The 26408-nt window shown below is 63.8% G+C and carries 20 protein-coding genes; 7 read left to right on the top strand and 13 right to left on the bottom strand.

Features of this window, described 5'->3' with window-relative positions; genetic code table 11:
- Window positions 1–257: 257 nt before the first annotated feature.
- The 3 genes from K408_RS0101550 to K408_RS0101540 all read right to left on the bottom strand — a co-directional run bounded on the left by K408_RS0101550 (window position 258) and on the right by K408_RS0101540 (window position 4134).
- On the bottom strand, window positions 258–2195 hold the full coding sequence (locus K408_RS0101550) for a hypothetical protein (RefSeq protein ID WP_024337469.1): 1938 nt from the start codon (window positions 2193–2195) through the stop codon (window positions 258–260).
- Between the two features lie 137 nt (window positions 2196–2332).
- Window positions 2333–3115: a hypothetical protein gene (locus tag K408_RS0101545; RefSeq protein ID WP_024337470.1), complete on the bottom strand. Its 783-nt coding sequence runs from the start codon at window positions 3113–3115 to the stop codon at window positions 2333–2335.
- A gap of 449 nt (window positions 3116–3564) precedes the next feature.
- A complete protein-coding gene (locus K408_RS0101540) occupies window positions 3565–4134 on the bottom strand; it encodes a hypothetical protein (RefSeq protein ID WP_024337471.1) in 570 nt (189 codons plus the stop codon).
- A gap of 201 nt (window positions 4135–4335) precedes the next feature.
- Here K408_RS0101540 and K408_RS0101535 point away from each other — a divergent pair, with 201 nt between their 5' ends.
- Both K408_RS0101535 and K408_RS37465 read left to right on the top strand, forming a co-directional pair.
- Window positions 4336–4797, top strand: coding sequence for a hypothetical protein (locus K408_RS0101535; protein ID WP_155248250.1), 462 nt, complete (start codon window positions 4336–4338; stop codon window positions 4795–4797).
- A 137-nt stretch (window positions 4798–4934) separates the two neighbouring features.
- Complete coding sequence (locus K408_RS37465) at window positions 4935–5882, top strand: response regulator transcription factor (protein WP_245265871.1); 948 nt, start codon at window positions 4935–4937, stop codon at window positions 5880–5882.
- 3 nt (window positions 5883–5885) lie between these two features.
- On the opposite strand, the gene K408_RS0101525 is transcribed toward K408_RS37465, so the two are convergent.
- Genes K408_RS0101525 through K408_RS0101515 form a run of 3 tightly spaced genes read right to left on the bottom strand, consistent with a single transcriptional unit; the run spans window position 5886 to window position 9128 of the window.
- Window positions 5886–6671 carry a fumarylacetoacetate hydrolase family protein gene (locus tag K408_RS0101525; protein WP_024337474.1) on the bottom strand — a complete coding sequence of 262 codons (786 nt, stop codon included), beginning with the start codon at window positions 6669–6671 and terminating at the stop codon, window positions 5886–5888.
- 15 nt (window positions 6672–6686) lie between these two features.
- On the bottom strand, window positions 6687–8054 hold the full coding sequence (locus tag K408_RS0101520; protein ID WP_024337475.1) for an LLM class flavin-dependent oxidoreductase: 1368 nt from the start codon (window positions 8052–8054) through the stop codon (window positions 6687–6689).
- Window positions 8055–8075: 21 nt separating this feature from the next.
- Entirely contained in the window at window positions 8076–9128 is a 1053-nt protein-coding gene (locus K408_RS0101515) for an Ldh family oxidoreductase (RefSeq protein ID WP_024337476.1), read from the bottom strand.
- Between the two features lie 292 nt (window positions 9129–9420).
- On the opposite strand from K408_RS0101515, the gene K408_RS0101510 reads away from it, so the two are divergent.
- The gene (locus tag K408_RS0101510) at window positions 9421–13527 is read left to right on the top strand and encodes a bifunctional diguanylate cyclase/phosphodiesterase (protein WP_024337477.1); all 4107 of its coding nucleotides are present in this window, start codon (window positions 9421–9423) and stop codon (window positions 13525–13527) included.
- On the opposite strand, the gene K408_RS0101505 is transcribed toward K408_RS0101510, so the two are convergent.
- From K408_RS0101505 to K408_RS0101485, 5 genes are all read right to left on the bottom strand, one after another.
- On the bottom strand, window positions 13501–13842 hold the full coding sequence (locus K408_RS0101505; protein ID WP_024337478.1) for a hypothetical protein: 342 nt from the start codon (window positions 13840–13842) through the stop codon (window positions 13501–13503). The genes K408_RS0101510 and K408_RS0101505 overlap by 27 nt on opposite strands.
- 223 nt (window positions 13843–14065) lie before the next feature.
- Window positions 14066–15058, bottom strand: a complete 993-nt coding sequence (gene galE, locus K408_RS0101500; RefSeq protein WP_024337479.1) for a UDP-glucose 4-epimerase GalE — start codon at window positions 15056–15058, stop codon at window positions 14066–14068.
- 19 nt (window positions 15059–15077) lie between these two features.
- Window positions 15078–15881: a WecB/TagA/CpsF family glycosyltransferase gene (locus tag K408_RS0101495; protein ID WP_024337480.1), complete on the bottom strand. Its 804-nt coding sequence runs from the start codon at window positions 15879–15881 to the stop codon at window positions 15078–15080.
- Entirely contained in the window at window positions 15874–18246 is a 2373-nt protein-coding gene (locus K408_RS0101490; protein ID WP_024337481.1) for a Wzz/FepE/Etk N-terminal domain-containing protein, read from the bottom strand. The genes K408_RS0101495 and K408_RS0101490 overlap by 8 nt, the downstream gene beginning before the upstream one ends.
- Window positions 18247–18525: 279 nt before the next feature.
- Complete coding sequence (locus tag K408_RS0101485) at window positions 18526–19326, bottom strand: class I SAM-dependent methyltransferase (RefSeq protein WP_024337482.1); 801 nt, start codon at window positions 19324–19326, stop codon at window positions 18526–18528.
- 381 nt (window positions 19327–19707) lie between these two features.
- Here K408_RS0101485 and K408_RS0101480 point away from each other — a divergent pair, with 381 nt between their 5' ends.
- A complete protein-coding gene (locus tag K408_RS0101480) occupies window positions 19708–20736 on the top strand; it encodes a glycosyltransferase family 2 protein (RefSeq protein WP_024337483.1) in 1029 nt (342 codons plus the stop codon).
- A gap of 12 nt (window positions 20737–20748) precedes the next feature.
- Here K408_RS0101480 and K408_RS0101475 read toward each other — a convergent pair whose 3' ends face one another.
- Complete coding sequence (locus K408_RS0101475; RefSeq protein ID WP_024337484.1) at window positions 20749–21735, bottom strand: glycosyltransferase; 987 nt, start codon at window positions 21733–21735, stop codon at window positions 20749–20751.
- A gap of 242 nt (window positions 21736–21977) precedes the next feature.
- Here K408_RS0101475 and K408_RS0101470 point away from each other — a divergent pair, with 242 nt between their 5' ends.
- The 3 genes from K408_RS0101470 to K408_RS42600 all read left to right on the top strand — a co-directional run bounded on the left by K408_RS0101470 (window position 21978) and on the right by K408_RS42600 (window position 25687).
- A complete protein-coding gene (locus K408_RS0101470) occupies window positions 21978–23081 on the top strand; it encodes a glycosyltransferase (protein ID WP_024337485.1) in 1104 nt (367 codons plus the stop codon).
- Window positions 23082–23084: 3 nt separating this feature from the next.
- Window positions 23085–24437, top strand: a complete 1353-nt coding sequence (locus K408_RS0101465; protein ID WP_024337486.1) for an O-antigen ligase family protein — start codon at window positions 23085–23087, stop codon at window positions 24435–24437.
- A 104-nt stretch (window positions 24438–24541) separates the two neighbouring features.
- On the top strand, window positions 24542–25687 hold the full coding sequence (locus K408_RS42600; protein WP_024337487.1) for a GNAT family N-acetyltransferase: 1146 nt from the start codon (window positions 24542–24544) through the stop codon (window positions 25685–25687).
- Between the two features lie 46 nt (window positions 25688–25733).
- Here the strand turns inward: K408_RS42600 and wrbA are convergent, their stop codons facing one another.
- Entirely contained in the window at window positions 25734–26333 is a 600-nt protein-coding gene (wrbA, locus tag K408_RS0101455; RefSeq protein ID WP_024337488.1) for an NAD(P)H:quinone oxidoreductase, read from the bottom strand.
- Between the last annotated feature and the right edge of the window lie 75 nt (window positions 26334–26408).

The following is a 26408-nucleotide window of genomic DNA, read 5'->3' as shown; positions in this document are numbered from 1 at the left end:
CGTGGGGGTAGGGGGCATTGCGTCCGGGCTTGGGGGCTGCGGTCGCTCTCCGGGCAACGGAGAAACGATCGATGCGTCGCTGCGGCTTTCTCGGCCGTGGGGACGGCCGGGAAACGTGAGAACTCTGGCGGTATCTCCGTCGGCAGAGGTGCTGTCTTCGATGTCGCGCGCGAGATCGCGCTTCTCCTCGCTGCCCCAACCCATTGACCGCCCTCCTGTATCCGCCATTCAACCGATGCTTCTGGTTCGCCTGCGTTCTAGTGCATGACGTTGGAGATGGCGTCGTCGCAGGGCGGTGGGGGCGGCGCTGGTGGCGCCTGCTGCTCCTCGTCCTGCGCGTCGGTCACGAATGCCACGAGCTCGGACACCAATGTTTGGGTATCCCTGGCGAGAGCGGGGTCGGCGTCGGTCGGCAGCAGGTTTGCCTGGACCAGAATCGTGTCGCCATAGACCTGGCCGCCGACATAGGCGTCTGTCGGTCCGACATCGACGATGGCTGCGTCGTTGGTCAGCATGTTCGCGCCCGTGCTGGCGACCTGAGCGCCATCGTCGCCGGGATGAAGTTGTTGCGCGGCGTCCGACGGACGCTCGAGAAGCTGAAGCAGCACATCGACGTCCGAGACCACGTTGGTCTGCCAGACCGCATTGATGTCGTAGTAGTCGCCGGTAATGTAGAGGACCTCGAAGGTCCCACCCGTCCCTGGGAGCAACGTTCCGGTTTCCGGATCCAGTCCGGGTATGCCGTTTGCGAGTGCGGCAACGAGGCTCTCCAAGCCCGGGGTGAGCGGCAGGAAATTGTCGTTACCGAACGTCTCGATGGTGGCCGCGTTCAGGAGCTCGTTCTGGCCCGTAGCGAGTGATTGCGTCTGCTCGTCGCCTTTGGCGAGCTGGGTGACGGCGTCATTGTCCAGGAGAATGTTGTTCTGGAAGATCACGTTCATGCCGTGATAGGCGCCGGCAACGATGATCAGATCGTAATGGAAGCTGCCATTGAAGATCTGTGCGAGATTCCCCTGTTCGTTCTCTCCAGAGATCAGGTCATAGTGATTGCTGCCGCCCGTCTGGACGATTACGTCATTGTCGAGCAGATAGTTCATCTGCACGAGGGTCTGAACGTTGTAGTAATCGCCGTTGACGACATCGACATGCCAGTTCGGTCCCGCATAGGTCGCCGGCATCAGGCTGTAGACGCCGGGGTGCTGGATGAAGTCGGCAATGTTGTCGGTGATGTCGTCTCCCGCGGTCATCGATCCGTCTTCGGCTTGCGAAGCTGCGATTTGGTCCTCGTCCATCAACGAGTTGGTCTGGAAGATCGCGTTGGTATGGAAATAGTCCCCCTTTACGATCATGGATCGGCCGGACTCGCTGAGATCAACGATCATGACGCCGTTGAAGCTGACGTTGCCGCCTGCCTCGGCCCAAAGGCCAAGGCCGTTTCCCGTGTCTGGATCGGCGGGCCTGCCGAGCTCTGGAGAGGGGGGCTCTGGGGCGGGCGTCTGAAGTTCGCCATTGAGATAGTATCCGGGCACAACGGAATTGGCGTTGACGGTGCCATCGTGCGCGACTTGGCCGTTGTCGAAATCCTGGACGAAGGCGGTCACTCCTGCACCGTTCTGGGGAATCCACCATTGGCTCGGGATCTGCCCATTGGCGTCATCCGCCATATGTTGCAGGAGTGAAGCCGCCTGCGCGCTGATTTGCGCGGCCTGGGCAGAGAGCACTCCCGTGTCGCCGCTCCCGAAGCTGCCTTGGAGGGTTATGTCATTGTCCAGCATTCCGTTGAGCTGACGTATCTGGATTTGGCCCTGTTCGCCGCCGGGCTCGTGGATCACCTTGATCTCATGGTCCGAGCCGCCGCCGCCACCGCCGGCGCCGGGGCGGAATATCGGCGTTGCAGGCAGCCTCGTCGGCAGATCGAGATCATCGTCGATTGGGATGCCCTGCGATCTCACCTGCGGCAGCTTGGAAAGGATGTGATCGTCAAGGAGTCGGATGACGGGAGGACCGATCGGCGTCGTATCGAATGCATCGAGATCGTGGTCGCGATCGAAATCCGGCCGCGGCGTCTTGTAGTCGTCCAGCGGCTTCGGAAGGGCAGGCCCTTCGTAGGCCGTGCGATCGCGTGCAATATCGTCGGTGATGCGCAGATGGGCGATGAAATGCCAAACCAGTTCGGTGATTCCGCCAGGAACCATGAGAGCCTCCCGTCACAGGCCCACGAGCCAAAAAATCTCGCGCAAGGGAAGCGCGGAGCTTAAATGAATCACGGTCGTTGCAAATATGCCGGCCAAAAAGTCCCGCGCGGCAGGCGCCGCGCGGGTCGCGTCACGTGTCAGCCGAGATCGTGGCTGTCCTGGAGGTCGTTGCCTGCCACACTCATCGTGATGCTGTTGAACTGGATGTTCGCACCCTGCGTGATGGTCTGGTTGAAGGCTTCCTGGCTGATGGCAGCGTCGGCAGACGCAGTGACGCCACTTGCCGAATCGCCGATCACGTCCTCGATGTCGGAATGCATCTTGACGTCGCCGCCCTCGGCCTTGGCGTCCATCCTGAACTCGCCGCCCTTGCCGTCGTAGTCGACCGACGAGCGGTTCCAGTCGTTGTCGATCAGGTTGTTGACCTGGTCGATATTGAACTGGTTGCCATTGCCGTCCAGCTTCTGGTCAACCACGTCGGGCATGATGACCGAGCCCTTGACGTCGCTCAGGCACGACAGGTCGATCACGGGGCTGCTCAGGCCGTCGGCCTTGAGATCGAGATCGATATCGACGTCAACCTCGACGTTGACCTTGGTGTCGACGGTATTCTCGACCTTGTTCTCGATCTCGTTGTCGACGTCATTGTCGACACTGTTGGCCAGCTTGTTGTCGACCTTGTTGTCGATCGAGTTCTCGTTCTCGTTCTTGTTCTCGTTGCTGTTGTCGTTGTCGTTCTCGTTCTCGTTCTCACTCTTGGAGTCGAGCGACTGAACGGCAAGCTGGGCTTGACCTTGCGCCTGTCCCTGACCTTGGCCCTGAAGCTGACCTTGCAGCTGGCCTTGCAGGTTGGCTTGCTTCTGGTCCTGCTCTTGATCCTGGTCCTGATCCGGATCGTACTTCTTCTTGGGATAGCTCATGACGAACTCCTGCTGGATTAAGGAGCATCGTCGTTCTGGAGATCGCTGATCTTCTGCGTCTGCGACGACCAAGACTACGATGCGATTGAAGCCGGATGTTCCGGCTGCGACCCTCCCGCGATCATTCACGAGACTTCGCAGGCTCAACGTTGCTCGGGTCGGATTGATTGGCTAGTTGCACATTCGTGCTATCGCACGGCCGCGAAGAAGGCGTCGCAACAAGCTGTTCGTATGCGTCTGCCCTGTCTATTGATGTAGGTCGTCACACGCGTGTCGCTAACCCTTTTGGGGGAGGGGCATGACCCAAAGGAGTAGAGAGCCCGTTACTGCATCACTCGATCGGTCGAGTGGGGCCGCACGTAAGCGTTGCAGCAGCAACGTCGGCGCGGTCTGCGGCAGAGGTCGGCATAGTCGTGAAAGGCGACGGTTCAGCTGGGGCGGCCGGAAGATCAACGCGCGGCATCCGTCGAACGGATATGGCTTTCAAGCCGGGGCAGCAGATCCCAGATCTCCCGGTTAATGCGGGTCATGTCCTTCGTGGCGTTGACCATGCTCTTGAGCCGAGCGTCATCCATCGGCTTTCTTTCTCCGAACTGCAGGCCATTCTTGCTCTGCGAGATGCGCATCGACTGAGTAGAGGTGATCTGTCCGGTAGAATCCACGATGTACATACAATGGTTGAATTCGTTGCGGATTTGAGTAGTTTCATTGAACCGCTCGATCACCTTCGTGAGGGCGACGTTGAGCTGCTTGTCCTTTATCGTGATCTTCGCAAGCCTCTGTATGAGGTCGAGCCGGGCTCGCGTGGTGTTGAGAGTTGCGAAGGTCAGTGCAGCGGAGGCCTGATCGGTCCGCAGCAGGATCATGAGCACATAGATGAACAGGCTCTCATTGTTCGACCAGCTGGAGACCAGGTTTCCGATCAGCGCCAGGATCAGCGTGCGCCGATCGGCCGAGGCGGGAGCTGCGGCTGCGATCGCGTCGAAATCGGGTTTGGATGGAAGTCGACCGGACGGCATGGTTCAGGGCTCGCTCCTACGCAACACGTACAGCGCGCTCAGAATGAATGCGATCGAAATATACGAGAGGGTCTGCGAACGGGCAAGACGCTGGCGAGATCGGTAGAGGTCTTCGCGCTGCAACAAGCAGCGGGGTTGAAGATGTGGCATTGGGTGCGGGACACGGTTCGGGTCCGAAGAGCCCGCAAGGCTGCGGCCGATATGCTCGTGCCGATCGTCGAGCAAAGCCGCGCGCGTCTTGGCGGGATCAGCGAGGCCGTCTGGTCGGATCCCTACATCACTGGTCTTGTCGTTATGCTTATTAGCGTCGTCGCAAGGGTCGAGGGTGGAGAGTTCTCTGAACGTGCGCTCTTCCGTATTCAACACGGAGCTTGGCACGATATTACGTCCGTTCGAGATAGCGGGATTGCGGAGCGTTTCATGCTGTTGAACAAGGGCCGCGATCGTGACTTCGAGCTAGGCTGTCACAATGCGGCGGCGTTCGCTCTCGTTTTGTTCAGTACGAAAGAAATGCTGGAAGGAGCGGGTTTGCCGCTCGTCGATACTTTGCTTGATAGTCCGGTGGCGCAACGGGAGGATGTTCGAGAGGCATGGTCGCAATGCTTCGATGCCTATATTTGTGCGCGCGCGAATGACCCGGTCGGCTGCCGCGATCAGCTGTGACGTCGGGCCGCTGCTGACTTTGAATAACTGTGAGTTGTGCATGGTGGGCAGATATGATAAATGCAAACATTATTTCATTCAAAGCTACCAAGAAAATTTTAGATCAGGCGGGGTAATCATTACAAGAGGGTAGCATCGTGCGTAGTTTGTTGCATTTGAGTTCGCAGCCTTCGCTGCGGTCACTTTCAGAAAGCCATTTGATTGCGCCACCGTCAGGCGATGGCGGAGCCGATGATGATGATGCCGTCGGTCACTTTGCGGAGGAGGTATGCTTCTCTGCGCCGATTGAGATTCCGCTCTCTCCTGCGTCGAGCTCGCGGCAGCTCATTCGGGGCTCGAAAAGGGTGCGTGGTGGCGATCCGTTCTCGGACGAGTCGCCGGAAGCGGTTGAGCGCGGCGCTCCCAATGGATTCGACTTCGAGCAGCCGGAAGCCACGATTGCCTCGAAGCTGAAGCCTACGATCGTGGTGATTCATCCACGTGCCGTATTTCGAGATTGTTTCGCCCGCTGCCTCGAGGTTTCATACCAGGATCATCACGTCTATTCGTTTGCGAGCGTAGAGGACTGGCGTGGTTCTACGGAGCCGCTGGCTTCGGCGCCGGCAGTCGTCATCATCGTGGTTGAGTCCGGAGACGCATCGAGCTTGAATGATCTCCAGAGTCTGGATAGCGCGACCGGCAAAACGTCCTTTGTTGTCGTGTCGGACGTAGATGATGTCGATCACATTGTTCGAACCTTGAAGCGTGGAGCGCGTGGATACATCCCCAGCAATCTCCCGTTCAATGTCGCCGTGGAAGCGGTGCGGCTGGTCGAGGCCGGAGGGATCTTCGTTCCCGCGAGCAGCTTCGTTGATCGTGAGCCACCGCCTGCCCCGGTCAAGCCGCAAGTAACGCTTACAGAACGACAGACCGCCGTTCTCGAGGCAATCCGTCATGGCAAAGCCAATAAGCAGATTGCCTATGAGCTCAACATGAGCGAGCATACGGTCAAGGTCCACCTCCGCCATATCATGCGGAAGCTGAAGGTCCGTAACCGGACCGAGGCAGCCATCTTGCCCAAGAGCCTCATTTCGTCGAAGGACTAGCGCCTACCGCCCCTCCCGCACGAACCTGTTCCGCAGCGTGCCAACGCCTGTGATCTCGACCTCCACGACGTCGCCGTGCTTGATATCCGGCGAGGCGCCGTCGGTACCCATCCAGATCACATCGCCGGGCCAGAGCGTAAAGTACTTGGTCAGCTCGACCAGGAAGGGCGCCACGCCGAAGATCATGTCGTTGGTGTGGAAGCGGTTGGTCTCGCGGCCGTTGACCCGGACGATGGTCTCCATCTTGTCGAGATCGGCGTCCGTCTCGATCCACGGGCCCATCGGCTTGAACGTGTCGGCGTTCTTCGAGCGCCACAGGCCGCGATCCGCCTTCTGCCAGTTGCGTTCGCTGACGTCGTTGCCGATGGTGTAGCCGAACACGCAATCCATCGCATTCGCTTCGGTGAGATGCTTGACCTTCTTGCCGATCACCACGACAAGCTCGCCTTCATAGTGGATCTTGTCCGTCGCGAAGGAGGGGATCACGACGTCCTCGCCATGGGCGATCAGCGCGTTCTGTGCGCGATAGCCGATCTCGGGACGGTCGGGGACTGCCGGCACCTCGCCGCGCTTGTCCGCGGCCTCCTTCAGGTGCCTGAGGTAATTCAGCCCGACGCAATAGAAGGTTCGCGGGATCAGTGGCAGCTCGATCTTCGCCTGGGACAGCGGAAGGATGCGCGACGTGCGCCGCCATTCGCCGAAGGGATCACCGTCAACAGCGACGACCTGCTCGCCTTCGATAATTCCCCAGGAGCTCCTGCTCGAGGCGGTGAACTTCAACCAGCGCATGCTCTGTACTCCCGGTCATTCCGCCGCATCGGGCGGCTGCACCTTCCAGGCGCCGGCAGCCGGGCACCTGAGCCCGAGACTCTCGCGCAGCGTCCTGCCGCGATAGTCCTCTTGGAACAGCCCGCGCCGTTGCAGTTCCGGCACGACGTGTCGCACGAAGTCCGCGTAGGAGCCGGGCACATGGGTTGCGGCAATGACAAAGCCATCGCAGCCGCGCTCGACGAACATCTCCTCCAGCCTGTCCGCGATCTCCCTTGGGCCGCCGACCACGGCGTCCTGGACCTGGCCGCGGCCGGAGAAGGTGACGAAGTCGCGTGCGCTCGGATTGCTCTTGCCCGAACTCTTCAGCACGCCGTCGCGGATACCCAGGATGCCCTGCATGCTCTTCAGTTCTTCCGTCGTCAGCGGCTCGTCGAGACCCTTGGAGGCGAAGTCATAGTTGAGCGCTTCGGCGAGCAGCGACAGCGCGTCGATCTCGAGCGGCAGCTTGTTGATCAACGCCATTTTGTCCTCGGCTTCAGCCTTTGTCGCGGCGCAGACCGGCGTCGTCAAGTTGCAGAGGAACATCTGGTCGGGATCGCGTCCGGCCTTTGCGGCTTCGTTGCGCACGGACGCATAGCCTTCCTTGGCGGCGGTGAGATTGCGCGCGGCCGTGAAGATCACCTCGCCCCATCGCCCGGCGAAGCGCTGACCGCGGCCGGAAGCGCCGGCCTGGATGATCACAGGATGGCCCTGCTGCGAACGCGGGACGGTGAACGGTCCGCGCGACCTGAAGGCCTGTCCCCTGTGGTCGAGCCGCTTCACCTTGGCGGGATCGGCGAAGCGGCCGCTTGTCTTGTCCATGATCAGCGCGCCGTCTTCCCAGGTGTCCCAATGGCCGAGCACGACTTCCATGAACTCATCGGCGCGGTCGTAGCGGGAATCATGTTCGGGATGGGAATCCCGGCCCATGTTGAGGGCTTCGCCGTCGTTCAGCGAAGTGACGACATTCCATCCGGCGCGTCCACCCGACATCAGGTCGAGCGTTGCAAAGCGCCGGGCCACGTCGAAGGGCTCGTAATAGGTGGTCGAGCAGGTGGCACCCAAGCCGAGCTTCTCGGTGACCATGCCCATCGTGGTCAGCACGATCAGCGGGTCCATCTTCACGCAGCGGATGCCGTATTCGACGGTGTGGGCGTGGTCATTGCCGTAGCGGTCCGGCATCGCCAGGCGATCGTCGAAGAAGGCCATGTGGAACTTGCCGGCTTCGAGAATTCTGGCGATCTCCTGATAATAGTCCGCCGACATCGAGTCGTTGCGGGAGTCGGGATGTCGCCAGGAGCTCGGCAGGTTCGTGCAGTTCTGCGCCTGAAGGAAGCCGACGAGGACCATCTGCCGATTCATGCTGCTGCTCTCCTGATGACGTCAGGCCAGATCGAGGACGGTGTCGAGCCTGTATTCGCACGCCAGCGCACACAGCCTTTCCCAGGTGGCATCCTCGATCTCAATGCCGTCGCGCAGGCGCTGCTGCTGGCGCAGCCCTTCGATCTCACCGGGGTAGAACACGCCGTTGCTGCCTTCGGACGGCGGCGTCGATTTCAGATAACGCGCGAATTCCGCGACTTCGCGCTTGAACTCTTTCAGCGCTCTGAATGCTGCGACATTGAAGACCGCCATGAAGCATCCGTCGTTGTGTCGCCCCGTCGGCTCGACCCCGAAGCCGAGACCAGTGAGCAGGCCGCAGAGCACCTCGACCATGGCGGCGAGGCCGCTGCCTTTGTAACCCTCGGTACCGCCGAGCGGCAGCAGCGCGCCGCCCTTGCGGTATTGCGTCGGGTCGGTGGTGTGCCGCCCCTCGGCGTCGATGATCCATCCGGTGGGGATTTCCTGGCCACGGGCGACCGCGAGCTGGATCTTGCCGGCAGCGACCGCCGAGGTCGCCATGTCCAGACAGAACGGCGCATCGAGATCGGACGGCACCGCGATCGAAATCGGATTGGTGCCGAGCCGCGCCTCCTTGCCGCCGAACGGCGCCACGTGCTTCGGCGAACGGCCGGAGTCCGCCGTCGCAATCCCGATCATGCCCTCGCGCATCGCCATCAGCGGGTAGGCCGCCAGGCGCCCGACATGGCTCTGTCGGAACACGGTGCAAGCGGCGACGTTGCCCGTCTTCGCCTTCTCGATCGTCAGCGCCATCGCCCTGGCGTTGACATGGAAGCCAAAACCCCAATGGCCGTCGATCACGGTCGTGGTCGGGGATTCCTGAACGATGGTCCACTTGGCGCCGGGAACGATGTGGCCGGCCTTGATGCGGTCGATATAGGTGGGAACGGCGATCACCCCGTGGGAATCATGGCCGGCGAGATTGGCGTTGACGCAGCCGATGGCGACGGCGTCGGCTTCCTCCTCCGAAGCGCCGGCGGCGCGGAGCAGCGCGGCGCTGATGCGCCTCAGGCGATCGGCTTTGACGATCGGCATGGCGTTCCCTCGGATTTGGCCCCTAACAGGCTGCTCGTTGGTCGCATCGTCTCAAAGCGCCGCCGCGATATCAATCTCCCGTAAACCAATACAGGGCTGCAATTTCGTGGAGAGGACGCACCCTTTGTCGAAGATTCGTCCCGCATGGCGGCATTTTCGACAGTTTGGCGCCCCTCATTCGTAGCTCATTCACTTTGATGGATGGTTTGCAGCGCGCAATAACGACCACTTAGGCGATCACCGTTGATAAAGGCACCGGGAGAAATAGGCAGAATGCCCGGGAGCTGAGATCGTGCCGACGACACTCGCGCGCACCTTTGCGGCGTTGAGCGCCATTAACGAAGCGATCCTCTATGCGAAATCGCCCGACGAGCTGTACCAGAAGGTCTGCGACGCCGGGTTTTCGAGTGGGGACTTCTTGGGCGTCGCCGTGTTCCTGGTGGGACCGGACGGCCGCCGGCTGCATTTTGCGGCGGGCTGCGGCGACGACGTTGAACGGCTGCGCTCCATCGGGATCACGACGGAAGCCGGTACCCCTGAAGGCTCGGGCGTCGGCGGTGAGGCCTTTCGCGAGCAGAAGCTATGCGTCTCCAATGACTATCTGAGCGATCCGCGCTCGCTGGCGTGGCGCGAGAGCGCCGCCAAGGCCCACATCGGTGCGGCTGCGGCGCTGCCGCTGCTTTGCGACGGCAAGAGCGTCGGCGTATTGTACGTGACGAGCGGAGAGGCCAATTCGCTGAACGAGCAGATGGTGTCGCTGTTCGAGCGCATGTCGGCGAACATTTCCTATGCGCTGGACAATTTTGCGCGCGAGACCGCGCGGCAGGTCAGCGAGCAGGCGACACGGCGGCTCAACCGCATGTTCGGCGCCATCAGCGCCACCAACGAGGCCATCCTCCGCGCGAAGACCGAGCAGGAGCTGTATCAGCTCGTGTGCGACGCCTCCGTCCACAGCGGCAAGTCGCTGGCGACCATCGTGCTGCTACGTGAGCCGGATTCACACTGGATGGTTCCGGTCGCGGCCACGGGGCAGAACCTCGAGCTGGTCACCCAGGCGCGCTATTCGGTCGACCCGGACAATCCCTACGGCAAGGGCATCTCCGGCGAGGTGTTTCGGACCCAGAAGGCCATCGTCGAGGAGGATCTCGCAAGCCGCACCAGGGGCACGCCGTGGGAGCAGGCCAAGGTCAACACCGGCGTTGCCGCCTGCGTGATTGCGCCGCTGATCAAACGCGGCGCAAGCGTCGGCGTCCTGCAGTTCTTCGTCAGCCGCTCCTGGGTCAAGGACGAGGAGATCGTCGCGCTATTGCTGCGCATGGCGGAGAACGTCTCTTTCGCGATCGAGAATTTCGGCCGCGAGGCCGAGAAAGCCAGCATCGCTGCGGGAGAAGAACGCCTGGCGCGAATGTATGCGGCACTCAGCGCCACCAACGAGGCGATCCTGCGCGCTGGGTCGCGGACCGAGCTGTTCGATCTCGTGTGCGAGGCGACGGCCAAGGGAGCCAAGTTCACCTCCGCCACCATCGCGCTCGCCGACCATCACGCTGAGCTGCTTCGCGTCGTTGCTTCCTACGGGCCGAATGCGGATCAGGTCCGCAACTTCACGTTTTCCACCTCCGACCGGGTTCCCGAAGGGCGCGGGCTGACGGGCACCGCGTTCCGCAGCCGGCAGCCCGCCGTCAGCAACGACGTGCTCGCCGATGACCGCATGGCGCCGTGGCAGGCCAGCGCCCACCGCAACGGCATCGCGTCCTCCGCGGCACTGCCGCTGCTCAACGGCGACCGCGTGGAGGGCGTCTTCCTGTTCAACTCTCCGGAGCGCGGCACCTTCACGCCCGAGCTCGTCGAGCTGCTGCGCAAGCTCCAGGCCAATGTCGCCTTCGCGCTCGAGAGTTTCGACCGCGCCGACGAGAAGGCGCGAGCGGACAAGCAGCGCAATCGTCTGAGCGGCATGTTCGAGGCGCTGAGCGCAACCAATGAAGCCATCATGCGCGCCAAGACGCGCGAGGAATTGTTCGAGGCCGCCTGCCAGGCGGCTGTGCTCGGCGACCTCTTCGCCTCGGCGACGATCGGCATCATCGATGACGAACTTCAGGTCGTTCGCGTCGTCGCCGTCAAGGGGCGCCTGCAGGAGCGCATGATCGGACGTACCTGCAGCATTTCCGCCGGCCATCCCGAGGGCGAAGGCATCATCGGCACCTCGCTGCGGACGCGCCAACCCAGTGTCATGAACGACTATCTGAACGAGCCGAGCTCCGCGCACTGGCGCACAAAGGCCGTCGAGGATGGAACGCGGGCTGCGGCGAGCTTCCCGCTGCTCAGGGGAGGACAGGAACCGGTCGGCATTCTGCTCTTCCTCGCGCTGGAAGAGAACACGTTCACGCCCGATCTGGTCGCGCTGCTCGGGCGATTGGCGGAAAACGTCTCCTTCGCACTCGACAACTTCGAGCGCGCCGAGGAGAAGGCCCGCACCGAAGCGCAGAAGGAACGCCTGACGCGCATGTTCGCGTCTTTGAGTGCGACCAACGAGGCGATCATGCGGGCGAAGTCGCGCGCCGAGCTGTTCGACCTCGTCTGCCTTGCAGCATCCAACGGCGCCAAGTTCACCTCGACCACGATTGCGCTGGCCAGGGCCGGCACGGATCAGCTCGAGATCGTCGCCACCGCCGGTCCGTCCGCCGACACCACGCGCAACGTCCGTCTCTCCATCGATCCCGAGCGGCCGGAAGGGCGCGGGATGAGCGGAACGGCGTTCCGCACGCGGCAGCCCTGCATCAGCAACGATTATCTCAACGACGACCGCGTCCGTGTCTTCCATGCCATCGTCCGTGGAGACGGAGCGCGGTCGGGCGCCGCCTTCCCGCTCATCGTGCACGATCAGGCCGTCGGCGTGATGATCTACATGTCGACCGAACCGGCCACCTTCACGCCTGAGTTCGTCGAGCTGTTGCAGCGCCTTGCGGAAAACGTCTCCTTCGCCATGGAGAATTTCGACCGCGCCGACGCGAAGAAGGATGCCGACGAGCGGATCGAGTACCTCGCATCGCATGACAGCCTGACCGACCTGCCGAACCGCGAGACCTTCAACGGGCTGTTGCGTGACGCGATCGATGCGGCGCAGCGCCGCGATCACCGCTTCGCGGTGCTCTTCATCGATCTCGACCGGTTCAAGGTCATCAACGATTCCCTGGGTCACGAGGCCGGCGACCTGCTCCTGCTCGAAGTGGCGAACCGCTTGCGTGGTGCGCTGCGGACCAGTGACGTGGTGGCGCGGCTCGGCGGCGATGAGTTCGTCGTGATTCTCGACCAGTGCGGGGAGATCGACGCCGTTCAGCGCATCGCGACCGAGCTGCTCGCCGTGCTTGCCGAGCCCATGGAACTGGCGGGTCACGAGTGCCACACCACGGCCTCGATCGGCATCGCCATGTATCCGGCGAACGGCTCCGACGCGCAGACGCTGACCAAGAATGCCGACATGGCGATGTACCTCGCCAAGGAGGACGGCAAGAACGGCTATCGATTCTTCTCCAATGAAGTGAAGACGCAGTCGATCGAGCGGCTGTCGCTCGAGAGCGCGCTGCGGCGCGCGCTCGAGCGCGAGCAGTTCTCGCTGAATTACCAGCCCAAGGTGGACATGGAGACGGGTCAGATCACCGGCGTCGAAGCGCTGCTGCGCTGGACCCATCCGGATCTCGGCAGCATCTCGCCCGCCCAGTTCATTCCGCTTGCGGAGGAAACCGGGCTGATCGTGCCGATCGGCCGCTGGGTGCTGAATGAGGCCTGCGCGCAGGCCATGGCCTGGCAGCGCCGCGGCCTGCTGCCGCTGTCCATGGCCGTCAACCTGTCGCCGCGGCAGTTCGCGGACGAGCATCTGTTGCAGGACGTCGATGAGGCGCTGGCCGCCTCCGGGATGTCGCCGGTCCTGCTCCAGCTGGAGGTCACCGAGAGCATGATGATGCGCAATGTCGGGCGCGCGCTCAAGGTGCTCGACTCCATCCAGAGCCGCGGCATCCGTCTTGCCATTGACGATTTCGGCACCGGCTATTCGTCGATGTCGCTGATGAAGCACTTTCCGATCGACACCATCAAGATCGACCGCTCCTTCGTGCGCGATCTGCCGCAGGATTCGGAGGACCAGGCGATCGCGCAGGCGATCATCAGCATGGGTAAGGCACTTGGCATGACCGTCGTCGCCGAAGGCGTCGAGAATGCCGAGCAGGAGACGTTCCTGCGGACCCATGGCTGCGACGAGATGCAGGGCTTCCTCGTCTCCAAGCCGCTGCCGGCGCGGCAGATGGCCGAGCTGCTCCGGCCGATGGTGCTGCCGGTCGCGCCCCCGCTCCAGCCGGAGTCTGCCGACGAAGGCGCAGCGTCACGGCTGAAACGCGCTGTCGTCTGACGGCTGCGGGTGCAGCTCACGAGACTCTGCAGCCTCGCTCTCCACCTTGCGCGGAAAGTCGTCCGGCCACGGTAGCGAGGTCTGTTTCTCGAACAGCGCAAGAAGCAGGGACGCCCCGCCTGCAAAGGTCGATCCGTCGTCGAGGCCGAGCGTGCGCGACCATGCCCTTGGCATCGGCTGGTGCGCGTCGCGTACTGCGATCGCGGGTCCCCACCACCAGGCCGGTGCCGGCGACCGTTCGTTCTCGGGCACGGCGAGCCAGCGGGCGAACTCGTTCACCACGCGCTCGAATTGCAGGCTTGCGGCCTGGTGCATTCGCTCCGTGCTCCTTGTCGCGCCTGAAAGCAGGCCGATGCGCGCACTCGGTCGTGATCTCGAAGCTCTGAAGAACGGCGCGTCGCGCAGCCACGTATGCCGCTCCATCGGCGGCCATATCACCATCACCCGGTGGCCGGACAAGCGGCGACGCGGGTTTCTATCGTCTCTTCGTTCTCTTTAGCGGCTTAACGTCTCCGCCGGCAAGGTCCAATGCGGTTGCCTAACGCGATCTGAACGGATGCGCCTTCTGGTGCCAGGCCCAGGCGGTCCGGATGATCGTCGGCAGGTCGGAGTGGCGCGGCACGAAGTTCAGCACCTTTCTCGCGGCGGAGGGATCTGCGACCAGATAGGTGGGATCGCCCGCGCGTCGGGGCTTGACGGTGTGCGGCACCTCGCGCCCGGTCTCCTGCCTGATGGCGTTGAGGATCTCGCGTACCGAAAAGCCGGAACCGGTGCCGAGATTGAAGCTGGCGCCGGCATGTCCTTGCTCCAGAAGCTTCAGCGCCGCGACATGTGCCGCCGCGAGGTCGGTGACGTGGATGTAGTCGCGGATCGCGGTGCCGTCGGGCGTGTCGTAGTCGTCGCCGAACACGGCGAAGTCGACATGCCCCTGAAGCGCCATCATCGCCCGCGGAATGAGGTGGGTTTCATTGTCGCGCAATTCGCCGATGCCGCCGCCCGGATCGGCGCCGCTGGCATTGAAATAGCGCAGGCAGAACGCGCCGAAGCCATAAGCCGTGCGGTAGTCGGCGAGCATGCGCTCGATCATCAGCTTCGATGCGCCGTACGGATTGATCGGCGTGCAGGGGAAGTCCTCCGGCAGTTCCTTGGAATCGGCATTGCCGTAGACGGCGCCGGTCGAGGAGAACACGATGCGATGGCAACCGGCGTTGCGCATCGCCTGCAACAGCGAGAGTGTGCCCTGGACGTTGTTGATGTAGTACTTCTGCGGGTCGGTCATGGACTCCCCGACGAGACTCGCCGCCGCGAAATGCATGACCGCCGTGATCCTGTGGTCGGCGAAGGCGCGCGCCAGCATCGCGCCGTCGAGCAGGTCGCCCGCCACAAGCGGGCCGTCTACGAAGCTGCGATGACCTGTCGAAAGATTGTCGTAAACGACGGGCTGATAGCCGGCGGCGGTCAATGCGCGGCACGCATGCGAGCCAATGTAGCCTGCGCCCCCGGTGACGAGGACGGTCGGTCGGTCGGTCATGTCGTCTTCTGCTCTTCTCTTAGCGGAGGGGGCGGTTGCGGCTGAAGAGAAGATAGAGCGCGCGGGGGTTGGTGGTCAAATAGCGCCAGAACAGGCGGCGCGGCTCGAGCAAGGTGCGCCAGGCCCATTCGAGTCCGATCTTCTGCATCCATTGCGGCGCGCGGGTACGGCTTCCGGACAAGAAGTTGAACAGACCGCCGGATGTCTTGATGACGCCAACATTGCTCAGGTGCGGCGTGAACTCCTTCACGAATGCCTGCTCGTTGGGCACGCCGAGCGCGACCCACAGATAGTCCGGCGCCAGGGCGTTGATCTCCTCGATCTTCGCACGCAACGCTTCGCCTCGCAGATAGCCGTGGCTGCGCCCGACGATCTTGAGGCGCGGATACATTTTCTGGACGTTCTCGACCGCCGCGGCGTTCTCGGCCTCGCTTGCACCGAACATATAGAATGTGCGGCCGACCGCTTCTGCCTTGCGCGCGACGACGTGGAACAGGTCGGTGGTCGCAACGCGCTCCGGCAGCGGGAACCAGGATTGCAGCTTCGAGGCCGCGACCAGTGGCTGACCGTCGGCGTTGATCAGGTCGGCGGCGCGGAACAGGTACTCGGTCTGGGGCTCGGTCGAACAGCGCGCCAGCACCTCCCCGTTGGCTGAGGTCAAAAACAGCGGACGGCCGATGCGATTTTCAGGGTCGGTTGCCTCGATCATGAAATCGGCGGTGGCTTCCAGGTCGAGCGCTGCCATGCGAAGCCCGCCGAGGGTGATCCTCGGCACGTCGGCAGTTGCTGCCCGTCCGTCGAGGTTGACGCGGCGCTCAAGCATATTGTTTGCCTCGCTGGCGCGTTTGGATTTCAGGGGCGAGCTCGTCGAGCACGACCCCAACGAGCTTGCGCTCGGCGGGACCGAGCGCGGCGAGGATCTCCTCGAGGCTGTCGTTGATGTCGAGATCGGTCGGCAGCACGGCCACCAGCGAGTCCGTGTCGTCGAGGAGCTTGCGGCCGCCGGCCGAGAGCGGCATCGCCGGGCCGTCGAGGATCACGAGATCATACCCGGCCGCAGAGCGAGCCTGCGTGATCGCCTTGCGGATCGCCGCAGCCGCCTTTCCGGCGTCGGCTTCCGCGGCCGGCAGCACCGAGACACCGTTGACCGTTTTGATCTCGCGTGCGGCCTTGCTGCCGATCGAGAGCCAGCCGAGCTTGCTCGGTTCGGTCCTGCCCAAACGGATCACCTTGTTCGAGAGGGATCGGGCCTGATGGTCGGCATCGATCATCAGCACGCGGGCACCGTCGCGAGCGGCTGCCAGGGCGAAATTCAGTGCGATCACGCTCCGCCCGCTGCTCTCGCCGGGACTGACGAGCGCGATCACCGGCATCGCCTTGCCGCCGGCGCGCCGGGACGCAGCTTCGCGCATGTCCCGCCAGGCGTTGAGCAGCGCGGTCAGGGCAAAGCCGGGACGGAGCGTCGGCCAACCCAAGCGCGTGAGATCGACGGACTGGCCCGTTGCGAGTATTGCGCCGAGCGTGTGGATGACGTCGGCCTCCTGGAAGCGTGCGATCAGCGGTTTTTCGATCACGGGCCTCTCGACCATCGAAGGCTGCAGCGGAGGCGCGGCAAGTTCCGGCGGAGCCTGCGCAACTTCCGGGGCGCGCGAAATCGGCTGCGGCTGGGTGAGCTCGGCGGTCCGTGGAGGCTCTGCAGCCGTCGGGGGCTGCGGGGCGGGCGTGCGCTCGCGGCGGGCCGGTGAGGGCGCCGGTGTGGTGGCGCCGACGAGCAGGAGCTCGGCTGCAACGAACCAGCCTGACGCTGCGATCGCGCCGAAGATGAAGCCGATCATGGCGAACAAGCTCATTGCCGGCGGGAACGAGCGCCGCTGCGGCACCGTCGCCTCGCCGATGACGCGGGCTGCCGAAGTGTTCAGGCTCTCCTGCTCCTCCGTCTCGCGGGAGCGCTTGAGAAAGGATTGATAGACGTCGCGGCTGGCATCGACCTCGCGTTCGAGCTCGCGCAGGCGCACGGCGGCCTGGCTGAGCTGGACGCTCTGCCGCTTCTGCGCTTCCAGCGCCCGATTGAGCGAGGCTTCGAAATCGCGGGCGCGCGTCAAATCGTTCTTGGCGGCCTGGGTGAAGCGGTCGATCTCTTCGTTGATGGTGCGCTTGAGGTCTTCGACCTGCTTCTCGGTCTGGCGCAGCGCCGGATGGCGCGGCCCGAGCTCGCTGGCCTGCTCCGCATATTTCTTGCGCGCATCGGCATATTGCGCGCGCAGATTCGCTATCGTCGGCGATTGCAGCGCCTCGGGGATCGCACCTGCATCGGCGGCCGTGCGCCGGCTCGCCTCGATCTGGTCGAGCCGTGCTTGCGCATCCATGGTTGCCGCACGGGCCGCGGAGAGCCGCTGGTTGCTGGCGGAGAGCTGCTGATCGCTGATCAGCGCATCCTGGGTGCCGACGAAATTGTTCTGGGCCTTGTAGGTGGCGAGCGCAGTCTCTGCGTTGCGCAGCCGGTCGCGCAGCTCCTTCAGGCGGCTGGAGAGATCGTTGGTGGCGCGCCGTGCGGCCGAAGCCTGCGAGTTGCGGGATTCCGCGAGGTAGGCGCTGGTCAGCGTGTTGGCGAGCATCGCCGCTTTGGCGGGGTCCGTCGACCAGACCTCGACATCGACGATGAAGCTCTTCTCGGTCTTGCGGACCGTGATGTGCTTGTTCAACGCGTCGAGTGCGGCGAGCTGCACCTCCTTCTTCTGCGCGGCGGAAGGTGCGCGAGGGTGCAGGCCGATCAGGCCGAGCAGCGACGACGTCAGGCTCGTGCCCTCGCCGCCGCCGAATTCCGGATCCTTCTCGAGGCCGGCCTGCTGGATCACCTGGAGCAACACGCTGTTGGAGGTGATCAGGCGGGCCTGGCTCTCCACCACCATGGACATGCCGGAGACGTCCTGGGCGCGAGGCGTAAGCTCGCGATCGACCAGCTGAAGCTCGCGCGGATCGACATAGAGCTGGGCGGTGGCAGTGTAGCGGGGCGTTATGCTCTTGCCGATGGTGACTGCAAGTGTCGCTCCGAGCAGGGCGGCCGCTGTGATCGCCACCTTTCGCCGCCACAGCAGATTGGCAAGCTCCAGCACGTTGAAGCCGGCCTGAGGCTTCCGCTGCGTGGCCTCCGGTGCGGCCCGATCGATCGGCTGGCTATAGTCAAGCATGATCCCCAGCTTTCATTCCAATTGCCGCGGGCTGAGGGGTTATTCTTCGCTTTACGCCACGCACCCGGGATATGGGTGCCCAATCAACGCAACAGGGAAAATTAACCATACTCATCCGGGGACTATTCACCGAAATGGCAAACAAAGCGTTTAAGCGCATGCCGCTGTTCGAAGCGTCGCCGAGACGCCGAGTTCCCCGGGAGATTAACGGTTCGTTGCTGCCCGCAGCGTGCCCGCGAAGCGTCGCGGGTCGGGCGATCGGCCGCGCGTGCATCGCTTTCAGCTCTTCCGCAGGATGACGTGATAGTCACCGCGTCGGACGTCGGTGCCGCTCGGGAGCACGGCGTTCAGCACCGCGGCGCCGGCGTCGACGAGGGCCGCGAACAGCGGCTTGCGCCGGCGCATCTCGGGATAGCGCGGGCTTTCGACCTCGCGGCGATAGATCATCTCCAGGCCGTTGGCGGCCGCGAATGCTTCGAGTCGGGGCAGCGTCACCAGCGGATGAAAGAACGTCGGGAACGGCGGCTCGCCGGGCAGGCCGGCATCCTTGATGCCGCGGATGTGCCGGTAGAACCAGACGTGAAACCAGTGCGGCGAATATTTGGTGACGACACCGGAAAGCGAACGCGGATTGGGTGCGCCGATCAGGATCATCCCGCCGCGCTTGAGCGCGTCGCGGAAGTTCAGGAGCGCCGTGTCGACGTTCGGCAGATGCTCGATCACGTTGTAGCAGATCACGAGATCGAAGGTCTCGCGCCCGAAGCGGTAGGTCTGGATGTCGCCCAGGATCGCCTCGTCGGCGTAGGTGTTGTTGCGGACCTGATCCTCGTCGATGTCCACGACGGTGACTTTGCTGCGGTTCAGCAATTCGGGGGGCAGAACGCTGCACGAGCCGCCGCCCGCTTCATAGATGGCGAGCCGGTCACGCGGCAGCTCGCGGCGCAGAACGTCATGGACAGCGAGCAGGCTGTCGCGGGCTTCGCCGGGGACCAGATCGTGCAACGCCTGGGTGGGTGGAGCCGCGGCGGGGACGTTGATGGCCGTGGCCGTCGCAAAATCGATCGTCGCTGGCTTGTTCATGATTTCTGACCGCGCTTGTTCTATTCAAATTACAGGAAAAAACTCGATCGCCCGAAGAGCAAATCCGATGCCGCGCCGCCTCACTGCTCGCAGTGCTTACAACCGGGTTAATGCGCATGGCCGTTAACTACGGCATTGTCCATGTTGGGTGTCGTCGGCGCGCTGGACCGTGAATTGCACTAGCACGCGTGCAGCGTTCTGCGGCAGAAACGCGCGAAAACGGTTAAGTGCATGGTGTTGCGCGGAGATGGCTCAGTTCGCCGGCGTGTGCTGTTCATTTTTGGAACGAATCCGTTCTGCGGCGATGTGCCGTTGCGGGACGTACCGGCTTGCGCGATCGAAGCAGGGCTTTCTCAACATATCTCGGACATCTAGAACGTCATGACATTGATCCCGACAGACCTGTCCGCCGCGCGCCTCTCGGATGCCGTGTGCGATTCCAACCGGGAAATCGCGGCGAGCTCCCGCATCATTGATCTGTCGGTCGGCATCGTCGTCTGCATCCCGTGCTTCCGCCGCCCGCAGCACCTGCGGCTGACGCTGGAATCGCTTGCGAACCAGCGTACGCCGCGTTCCTTTGCCGTTGTCATGGTCGAGAACGACGCCGCGCGGCGCGAGAGCGCGCCGGTCGCCGCAGAGTTTCTGGCTGACGGCAGGCTCCAGGGTGTCTGCCTCGTCGAGAAGCGGCAGGGCAATTGTCACGCGATCAACGCAGCGTTCGAAACGGCGCAGACGCTGTTTCCCGCCGCGACCCGCTTCCTGATGATCGATGACGACGAGATTGCTTCGCCCGACTGGCTCGAGCTGATGGTCCGCACCGCGGAGGCGACCGGCGCCGATGTGGTCGGCGGGCCGGTGTTGCCGGTCTTCGACGACGACAGCAAGCCCTGGCTTGCGCGCCATCCCGCCTTCTGTCCGACTTACGACTACAGCGGCGCGGTGCCGCTGATCTATGGTTGCGGCAATTGCCTGATCACGCGTGCCGCCTTCGAGCGGTTCGACCGTCCCGCGTTCGATCTTCGCTTCAATTTCCTCGGCGGCGGCGATTGCGATTTCTTCGTGCGGTGCCGTGATGCCGGCCTGCTGTTCCACTGGACGGCGGAGGCGGTCATCACCGAGACGGTGCCGCGGAACCGCACCAGTCTGGGCTGGATCGCAAAGCGCGGCCTGCGCATCGGCGCGATCAATTATCGCGTGCAGTACAAGGCTGCCCGAAGCAGGGCGGCGCGGGCCAGGGTGTTTGTGCAGATGCTCGGACGGGTGCCGCTGTCGCTGGCTCGCGCCGCAGCCTTGCTGACGTCGTCGAAAGCCGTCGTTGCGATGCATCCCGTGATGGTTGCGCTTGGCGCCGCCTTGGCGGCCGTCGGCTTGGAGCAGAAGCCTTATGAGGCCTCGAAGATCGTTTCTTGACGCGACGGCGGACTAGATGCCGAAGCGGGCGAGTGCGACGCGGATCGCCGCGCGTGGCAGAGATCTTGGCGACCGACTACCGATCATCGCGAGATAGGCAAAGGCGTCGCGATATCTGCCGAAGCGGACTGCCTGCATCGCCGAATAGGTGACGAGGTGAATCTCGGCGGCTCGGCGCAATCCGCTCGCCGCGTCCTCGGGAAGTCTCGCCAGGATCAACCCGTCATCGAAAATCCGCGCAACCGCCGGCAAGAAATCCTGCGGGGTTCGCACCGCTGCGTTCATCGTGTTGGCCGTGTGCAGGCGATAATCGAGCAGAAGCTTCGGCACGAACTCGAACTCGCCGATCGACGCGAGGCGGCACCAGCAATGCCAGTCCTCGCAATATCTGAGCGATACGTCGAAACCGCCGATGGCGCGGAAAGCGTCCGCACGGGTGAGAACGATGCCGCCGTTGACGATGAAATTGCCGGCCGCCAGCCGCGACAGCACGTCGCCGGACGGTTTGCGGCGTCCCTTCAGCAACTCGCGCCGGCCGATCTGCCGTCCTTCGGCATCGATCGTGTTGTAGTCGCCGTAGATCAGAACCGCGCGCGGTGCACCGCGCGCTGCCGACAGGAGCGCTGCCACCGCGCCGGGGCGCAGGCGGTCGTCGGCATCGAGGAACAGCAGCCACGCGCCGCTCGCATGCCGGGCGCCGAAATTGCGCGCCGCCGAGACACCGGCCGAGTCGTTGTGGATCAAGCGCAGCCGCGAGTCGCGCACGGCCCGGACGATCGCAACCGTTTCGTCGGTGGAGCCGTCGTCCACGACGATCACCTCGGTCACCTCGCGCTGCGCCAGAGCACTCACGAGGGTTTCGCCGATATAGGCGGCCACGTTCTTGGCGGGAATGACGACCGACACTGATGTGGCCGAGTCGACCTGAAGCGGGAGGCGCGCCGGCGCCGTCGCACGGGGGGCGGCTGGCAGTTCGAGAACGTCTTCGGCGGTGATCAAGCTGCGGCTCGTCTTTAATGATCCGTTAACCAGGACTTGTCCGTCGCGCCGGCAACGCTGGCGACTACAAGTTCGGCTCGATCATACTCGCACTGCGCTCAAAGCGGCGCTGCGAAGGCCGGTGCGTCGCCGGTTTCGTAAAATAGCGTTAAGCCGCTGGCATTAAGCCTGTGGCAAATTCGGACGAGTGCGACGGTCGGTGCCATGCGAGAATGCGCATCAGACTGTCGCGGATGGATCCAGTGCCCGCAAAGACCTTCGAACACGACCCCGACGCGATGATCCTGAACCTCTTCTATGAGGACAAGGACGATCGCTGGTTTCCCGGCGACCGGCATCTGCGGCGCATGGCGCGGCGGTTGCTGCTGGGCGAGCCGCGCATGAGCGGCCAGCTTCGCGTGTTCCTCAACCTCTGTGCCGGGCTCGACCGGCTCGGCATTCGCTACCGCGTCAACGATTACGGTCATGTCGCCCGGCATCCCGAGGAACTCGCCTGTATCATCGGCCGTACCTTCCTGCTCGACAAGTTCGCGTGGAAGAACCCGATCCTGCTCGGCGTTGCCGCCCACAATCATCCGCTGGACGACCCCGATCTGTTCAGGCGTCTGCCCGTGAAGAAGGTGGTGGTGCCCGGCCGCTGGTACGTCGACATGTACCGGCCGTATTGGCCCGAGACGGAGGCTTGGCCGGTCGGCATCGACACGGATTTCTGGGCGCCGTCGGAGTCATCGCAGAAGACGATCGATGTCCTGATCTACGACAAGGTCTATTGGGACCGTGAGCGCTACGTGCCGGCGTTGATCGAGCCCCTTCGCGCCCGGCTGCTGAAGGAGGGGCGCTCGTTCACGGAGCTGCGCTATGGCAGCTACAAGGAGGCAGATTATCGGGCCGCGCTGGCGCGTTCGCGCGCGATGATCTTTCTGTGCCAGAGCGAGAGCCAGGGCATCGCCTACCAGCAGGCCTTGTCCTGCGGCGTGCCGGTGTTTGCCTGGGATCCGGGCGGGCCTTGGCGCGACCCCGATTACTATCCGCACCGTGTGAGGTTTGAGCCGGTGTCGTCGGTGCCATACTGGGACGAACGCTGCGGTGCAAAGTTCACCGACATCACGGGCTTCGAGGCGGGTTGGGACAATTTCTGGGCCGGGTGCGCTGCCGGCACCTTCGATCCGCGCGGCTACATCCTGGACAACCTAACCCTGGAGCAACGCGCGCTCCAATACTACGAGATCGCGTGCGGCATCATGCGGCGGCCCGCGGTGGCGAAGGCCTCGGGCGGCGCCGTCGACGGGTGCTCGGCAGGGGCGAGCCAGGGCCTGGAGCTTCTCCGGCATCACCAAATGTCCTGAGCCATGGACCGCAGCGCCGCCGACATGACTGCCGCCCAGACTCGATCATCCGGCCATATGCTGCGTGAGGCGCTTGCAGGGCTCGATGCCGTGCAGACCGCGCGCTGCCTTGTCGCCGCCGCAGCTCTGCTGCTGGTGCTGGTGACGCTCGATCCGTTTCCGGACCTGCGCAATCCAGACGTCACCACCATCGTCGGCGGACGAATGGCTCTGACCTATGTCTCCTGGGGCCTCCTGGCCGGGGTCGCGGTCCTGCTTGTCGCCGCCACCGACGCGCCCGCGCTGAAGACCCTGGCGACACCGCTTCATCTCTGCCTCCTGGGCTGGCTGGTGATCAACATCGTCTTCTCCGAGAGCCGCGGCGTCTCGATGCAGCGGTTCGTGCTCGCGGCCAGCGTGACGTCGATCGCCGTCCTGTTGCCATTGCTGCCGCCGACGCAGCGCAGTTTCAATCTTTGTCTGGGTGCTACAGCGTTGGTGCTGCTCGCGCTCTGCTATCTCGGCGTCCTCCTCGCGCCGCAATATTCGATGCATACCGCGCTCGACGTCACCGAGCCGCAGCTTGCCGGCGACTGGCGGGGCAGTTTTGGCCACAAGAACGTCGCCTCGCCCGTGATGACCATCCTGGTCTATGTCGGCATCTATTTGTCCGCCGTGGGCTCGTTCGTGATGGGACCGGCGATCGCCGCTCTGGCCGGCATCTTCCTGATCTTCACCGGCGGAAAGACGTCGTCGGTACTGTGCCTTGCGATCTACGTTCTCGCCTCCCTGGTCTATGTCACGCCAGGCCTTTGGATGAAGCGGATCATCTGCTTCGTGCCTCTGGTCGCGATGAACCTGTTGACCGTCGGCAGCGCCCTCAGCCCGGCACTCGCGGCGATGACGCGGCTGCTTCCGCTCGATCCCACCTTCACCGGCCGCTCCGCGATCTGGGAGTTCGCTCTGGCAGCCGTCGCCGAGAAGCCGATCATCGGTCACGGCTATGCGGCATTCTGGGACGACGTGACTTCGCGGCAGACCGCTCAGGGTGCAGAATGGGCAACGTCCGCAGCGCACAGCCACAACAGCTACCTCGACCTCGCGGTCACGATTGGTCTGCCCGGGCTGATGCTCGTGATCCTGGTCTTCGTGCTCGCCCCGCTCGGTAACTTCCAGACGGCCCAGGCGCACAGCCGCAGTGGTGCGCTGGCCAAGTTGTTCCTGACCGTGTGGTTGTTCGGCCTGTACTATGGGGCTACCGAGACCTTCCTGCTCGACCGGCAGAATCCCGTCTGGTTCTTGTTCGCTCTTGCCGTCGCTGGCCTGCACTTTCTGGCGAGGTTCCAATGTGTCGAGCAGGCGGAAATGGAGCGCTGAGACACGGTTGGTGTCACACGCTTAACGATATGCAGCGACGCTGCTTGTGGTCTGCCACGAAACATAATCTATGCGGACACACTCAGCAGTCGCATGTCGCGTGGATGACGTTCCCTAGTATCGAGCAGTCAGAAGGCCGGATCTCCAGCGCGTCCGGGGTCGCGGTCGATTTCATGCGTGACTGGCGGCAGGCCGCATCGCGCCTGAACGCCGGGCACCGCACCGCGTTCCAGCATGGCGACTGGCTCGGTGCGTGGTACGAAGCGTTCCAGGATGTAGCCCCGCTGATCGCGGTGATCTCCGATGTCGCCACCGGCAAGGACATCGCGATCCTGCCGATGATCAGCCATGTCAGGCGCGGCATTCGCATTGTCGAATTCGCGGACCTCGGCGTCTCCGACAACAACGCACCGATCCTGGCGTGCGATGCCGCCTTGGATGCAGGGGCGACGGATGCGATCAACGCGGCGCTGATCGATGCGTTGCGCGCGCTGCCTGACCGTCTCGATCTGCTCCGCATGAGGAAGATGCCGGCCTGGATCGAGGGCGAGCCAAACCCGTTCGTGGCGCTCGGCCGGCTCGGATCCTCCTCGCTCAACGGCAATCTCGTGCTGATGGGCGATGACTACGGCGCCTACCAGGCTTCGATCAAGCGCATGCAAATGCCGCGTTGCTGGCGCGTCTTCAGCCGGCACGAGGGCGCGCGGTTCGAGATCGCCACGGATGTCGCGCGCGCGCATGAATTGCTGGACGTAATGGATGGGCAGCAGCAGGCGCGCATGCAGAAGCTCGGCTCGCGCTTCGTCCTCAACGACGAGTCCCATGCGCGGTTCTATCGCGAGGTGGCGCGCCGGGGCCTTGCGGAAGGCTATGCCGTCGTCTCGGCGCTGGTCTGCGACGCAGGTGTCATCGGCACATCGTTCGGCGTCAGGCAAGGCGCGACCTATTATCTGCTGCGCATCAGTCACGCCGGCGATCCCTGGTCGAGCTGCTCGCCCGGCCTGCTCGTCATCGAGCGCACCATGGCGGCGCTGCATGCAAGGGGCGTTCGTCGCTTCGATCTCAGCATCGGCAACCAGGACTACAAGCGACGCTTCGGTGCCGAACGGGTGCCGCTGACCGATGTCAGCGTCGCGCTGTCCTGGCGCGGTCTGCCCTACGCATGGCGCGATCATGGCGCGCAAGGCCTGCGCCGTCATCCCAGGCTTGCCGCCCTCGCGGCGCGGGCGATGGGCAAGGGAAAGCGCTGAAGCGGCATTCCCGAACGGGAATGCCGCGATCGTCAGCCGTGCAGCCTCACCCATGCAGCTTCTTGGCCGTCTCCGCGATCTGGCGGCCCTGATAGCGTGCGCCGGCCAGCTCGTTGGCGCTGGGCTGGCGGCTGCCGTCGCCGCCGGTGATCGTGGTGGCGCCGTAGGGCGCGCCGCCCGTGACCTCGTCGAGCTTCATCTGGCCGGCGAAGCCGTAGTTCATGCCGACCACGACCATACCGAAATGCAGGAGGTTGGTGATGATCGAGAACAGCGTGGTCTCCTGGCCGCCGTGCTGCGTGGCGGTCGAGGTGAAGGCGCCGCCGACCTTGCCGTGCAGCGAGCCCTTGGCCCAGAGCCCGCCCGCCTGGTCGAGGAAGTTCGCCATTTGCGAGGCCATGCGGCCGAAGCGGGTGCCGGTGCCGACGATGATCGCGTCATAGCTGGCGAGGTCCTCGATCTTGGCGATCGGCGCGGCCTGGTCGAGCTTGTAGTGGGACGCTTTGGCGACGTCGGCCGGCACCAGTTCGGGTACGCGCTTGATGTCGACAATGGCGCCGGCCTCCCGCGCGCCCTCGGCGACGGCGTTGGCCATCGCTTCGATGTGGCCGTAGGCGGAGTAATAGAGGACGAGTACTTTGGTCATGGTGGTCTCCGTTGGGGTGACGATGCGAGTTGCTGTATGTTGGCGTCATTGCCGGGCTTGATCCGGCAATCCATC

This window comes from Bradyrhizobium sp. in8p8 (genome assembly GCF_000426845.1).
Lineage (GTDB): Bacteria > Pseudomonadota > Alphaproteobacteria > Rhizobiales > Xanthobacteraceae > Bradyrhizobium > Bradyrhizobium japonicum_C.
This window is presented reverse-complemented; position numbering and strand designations above follow the sequence as displayed.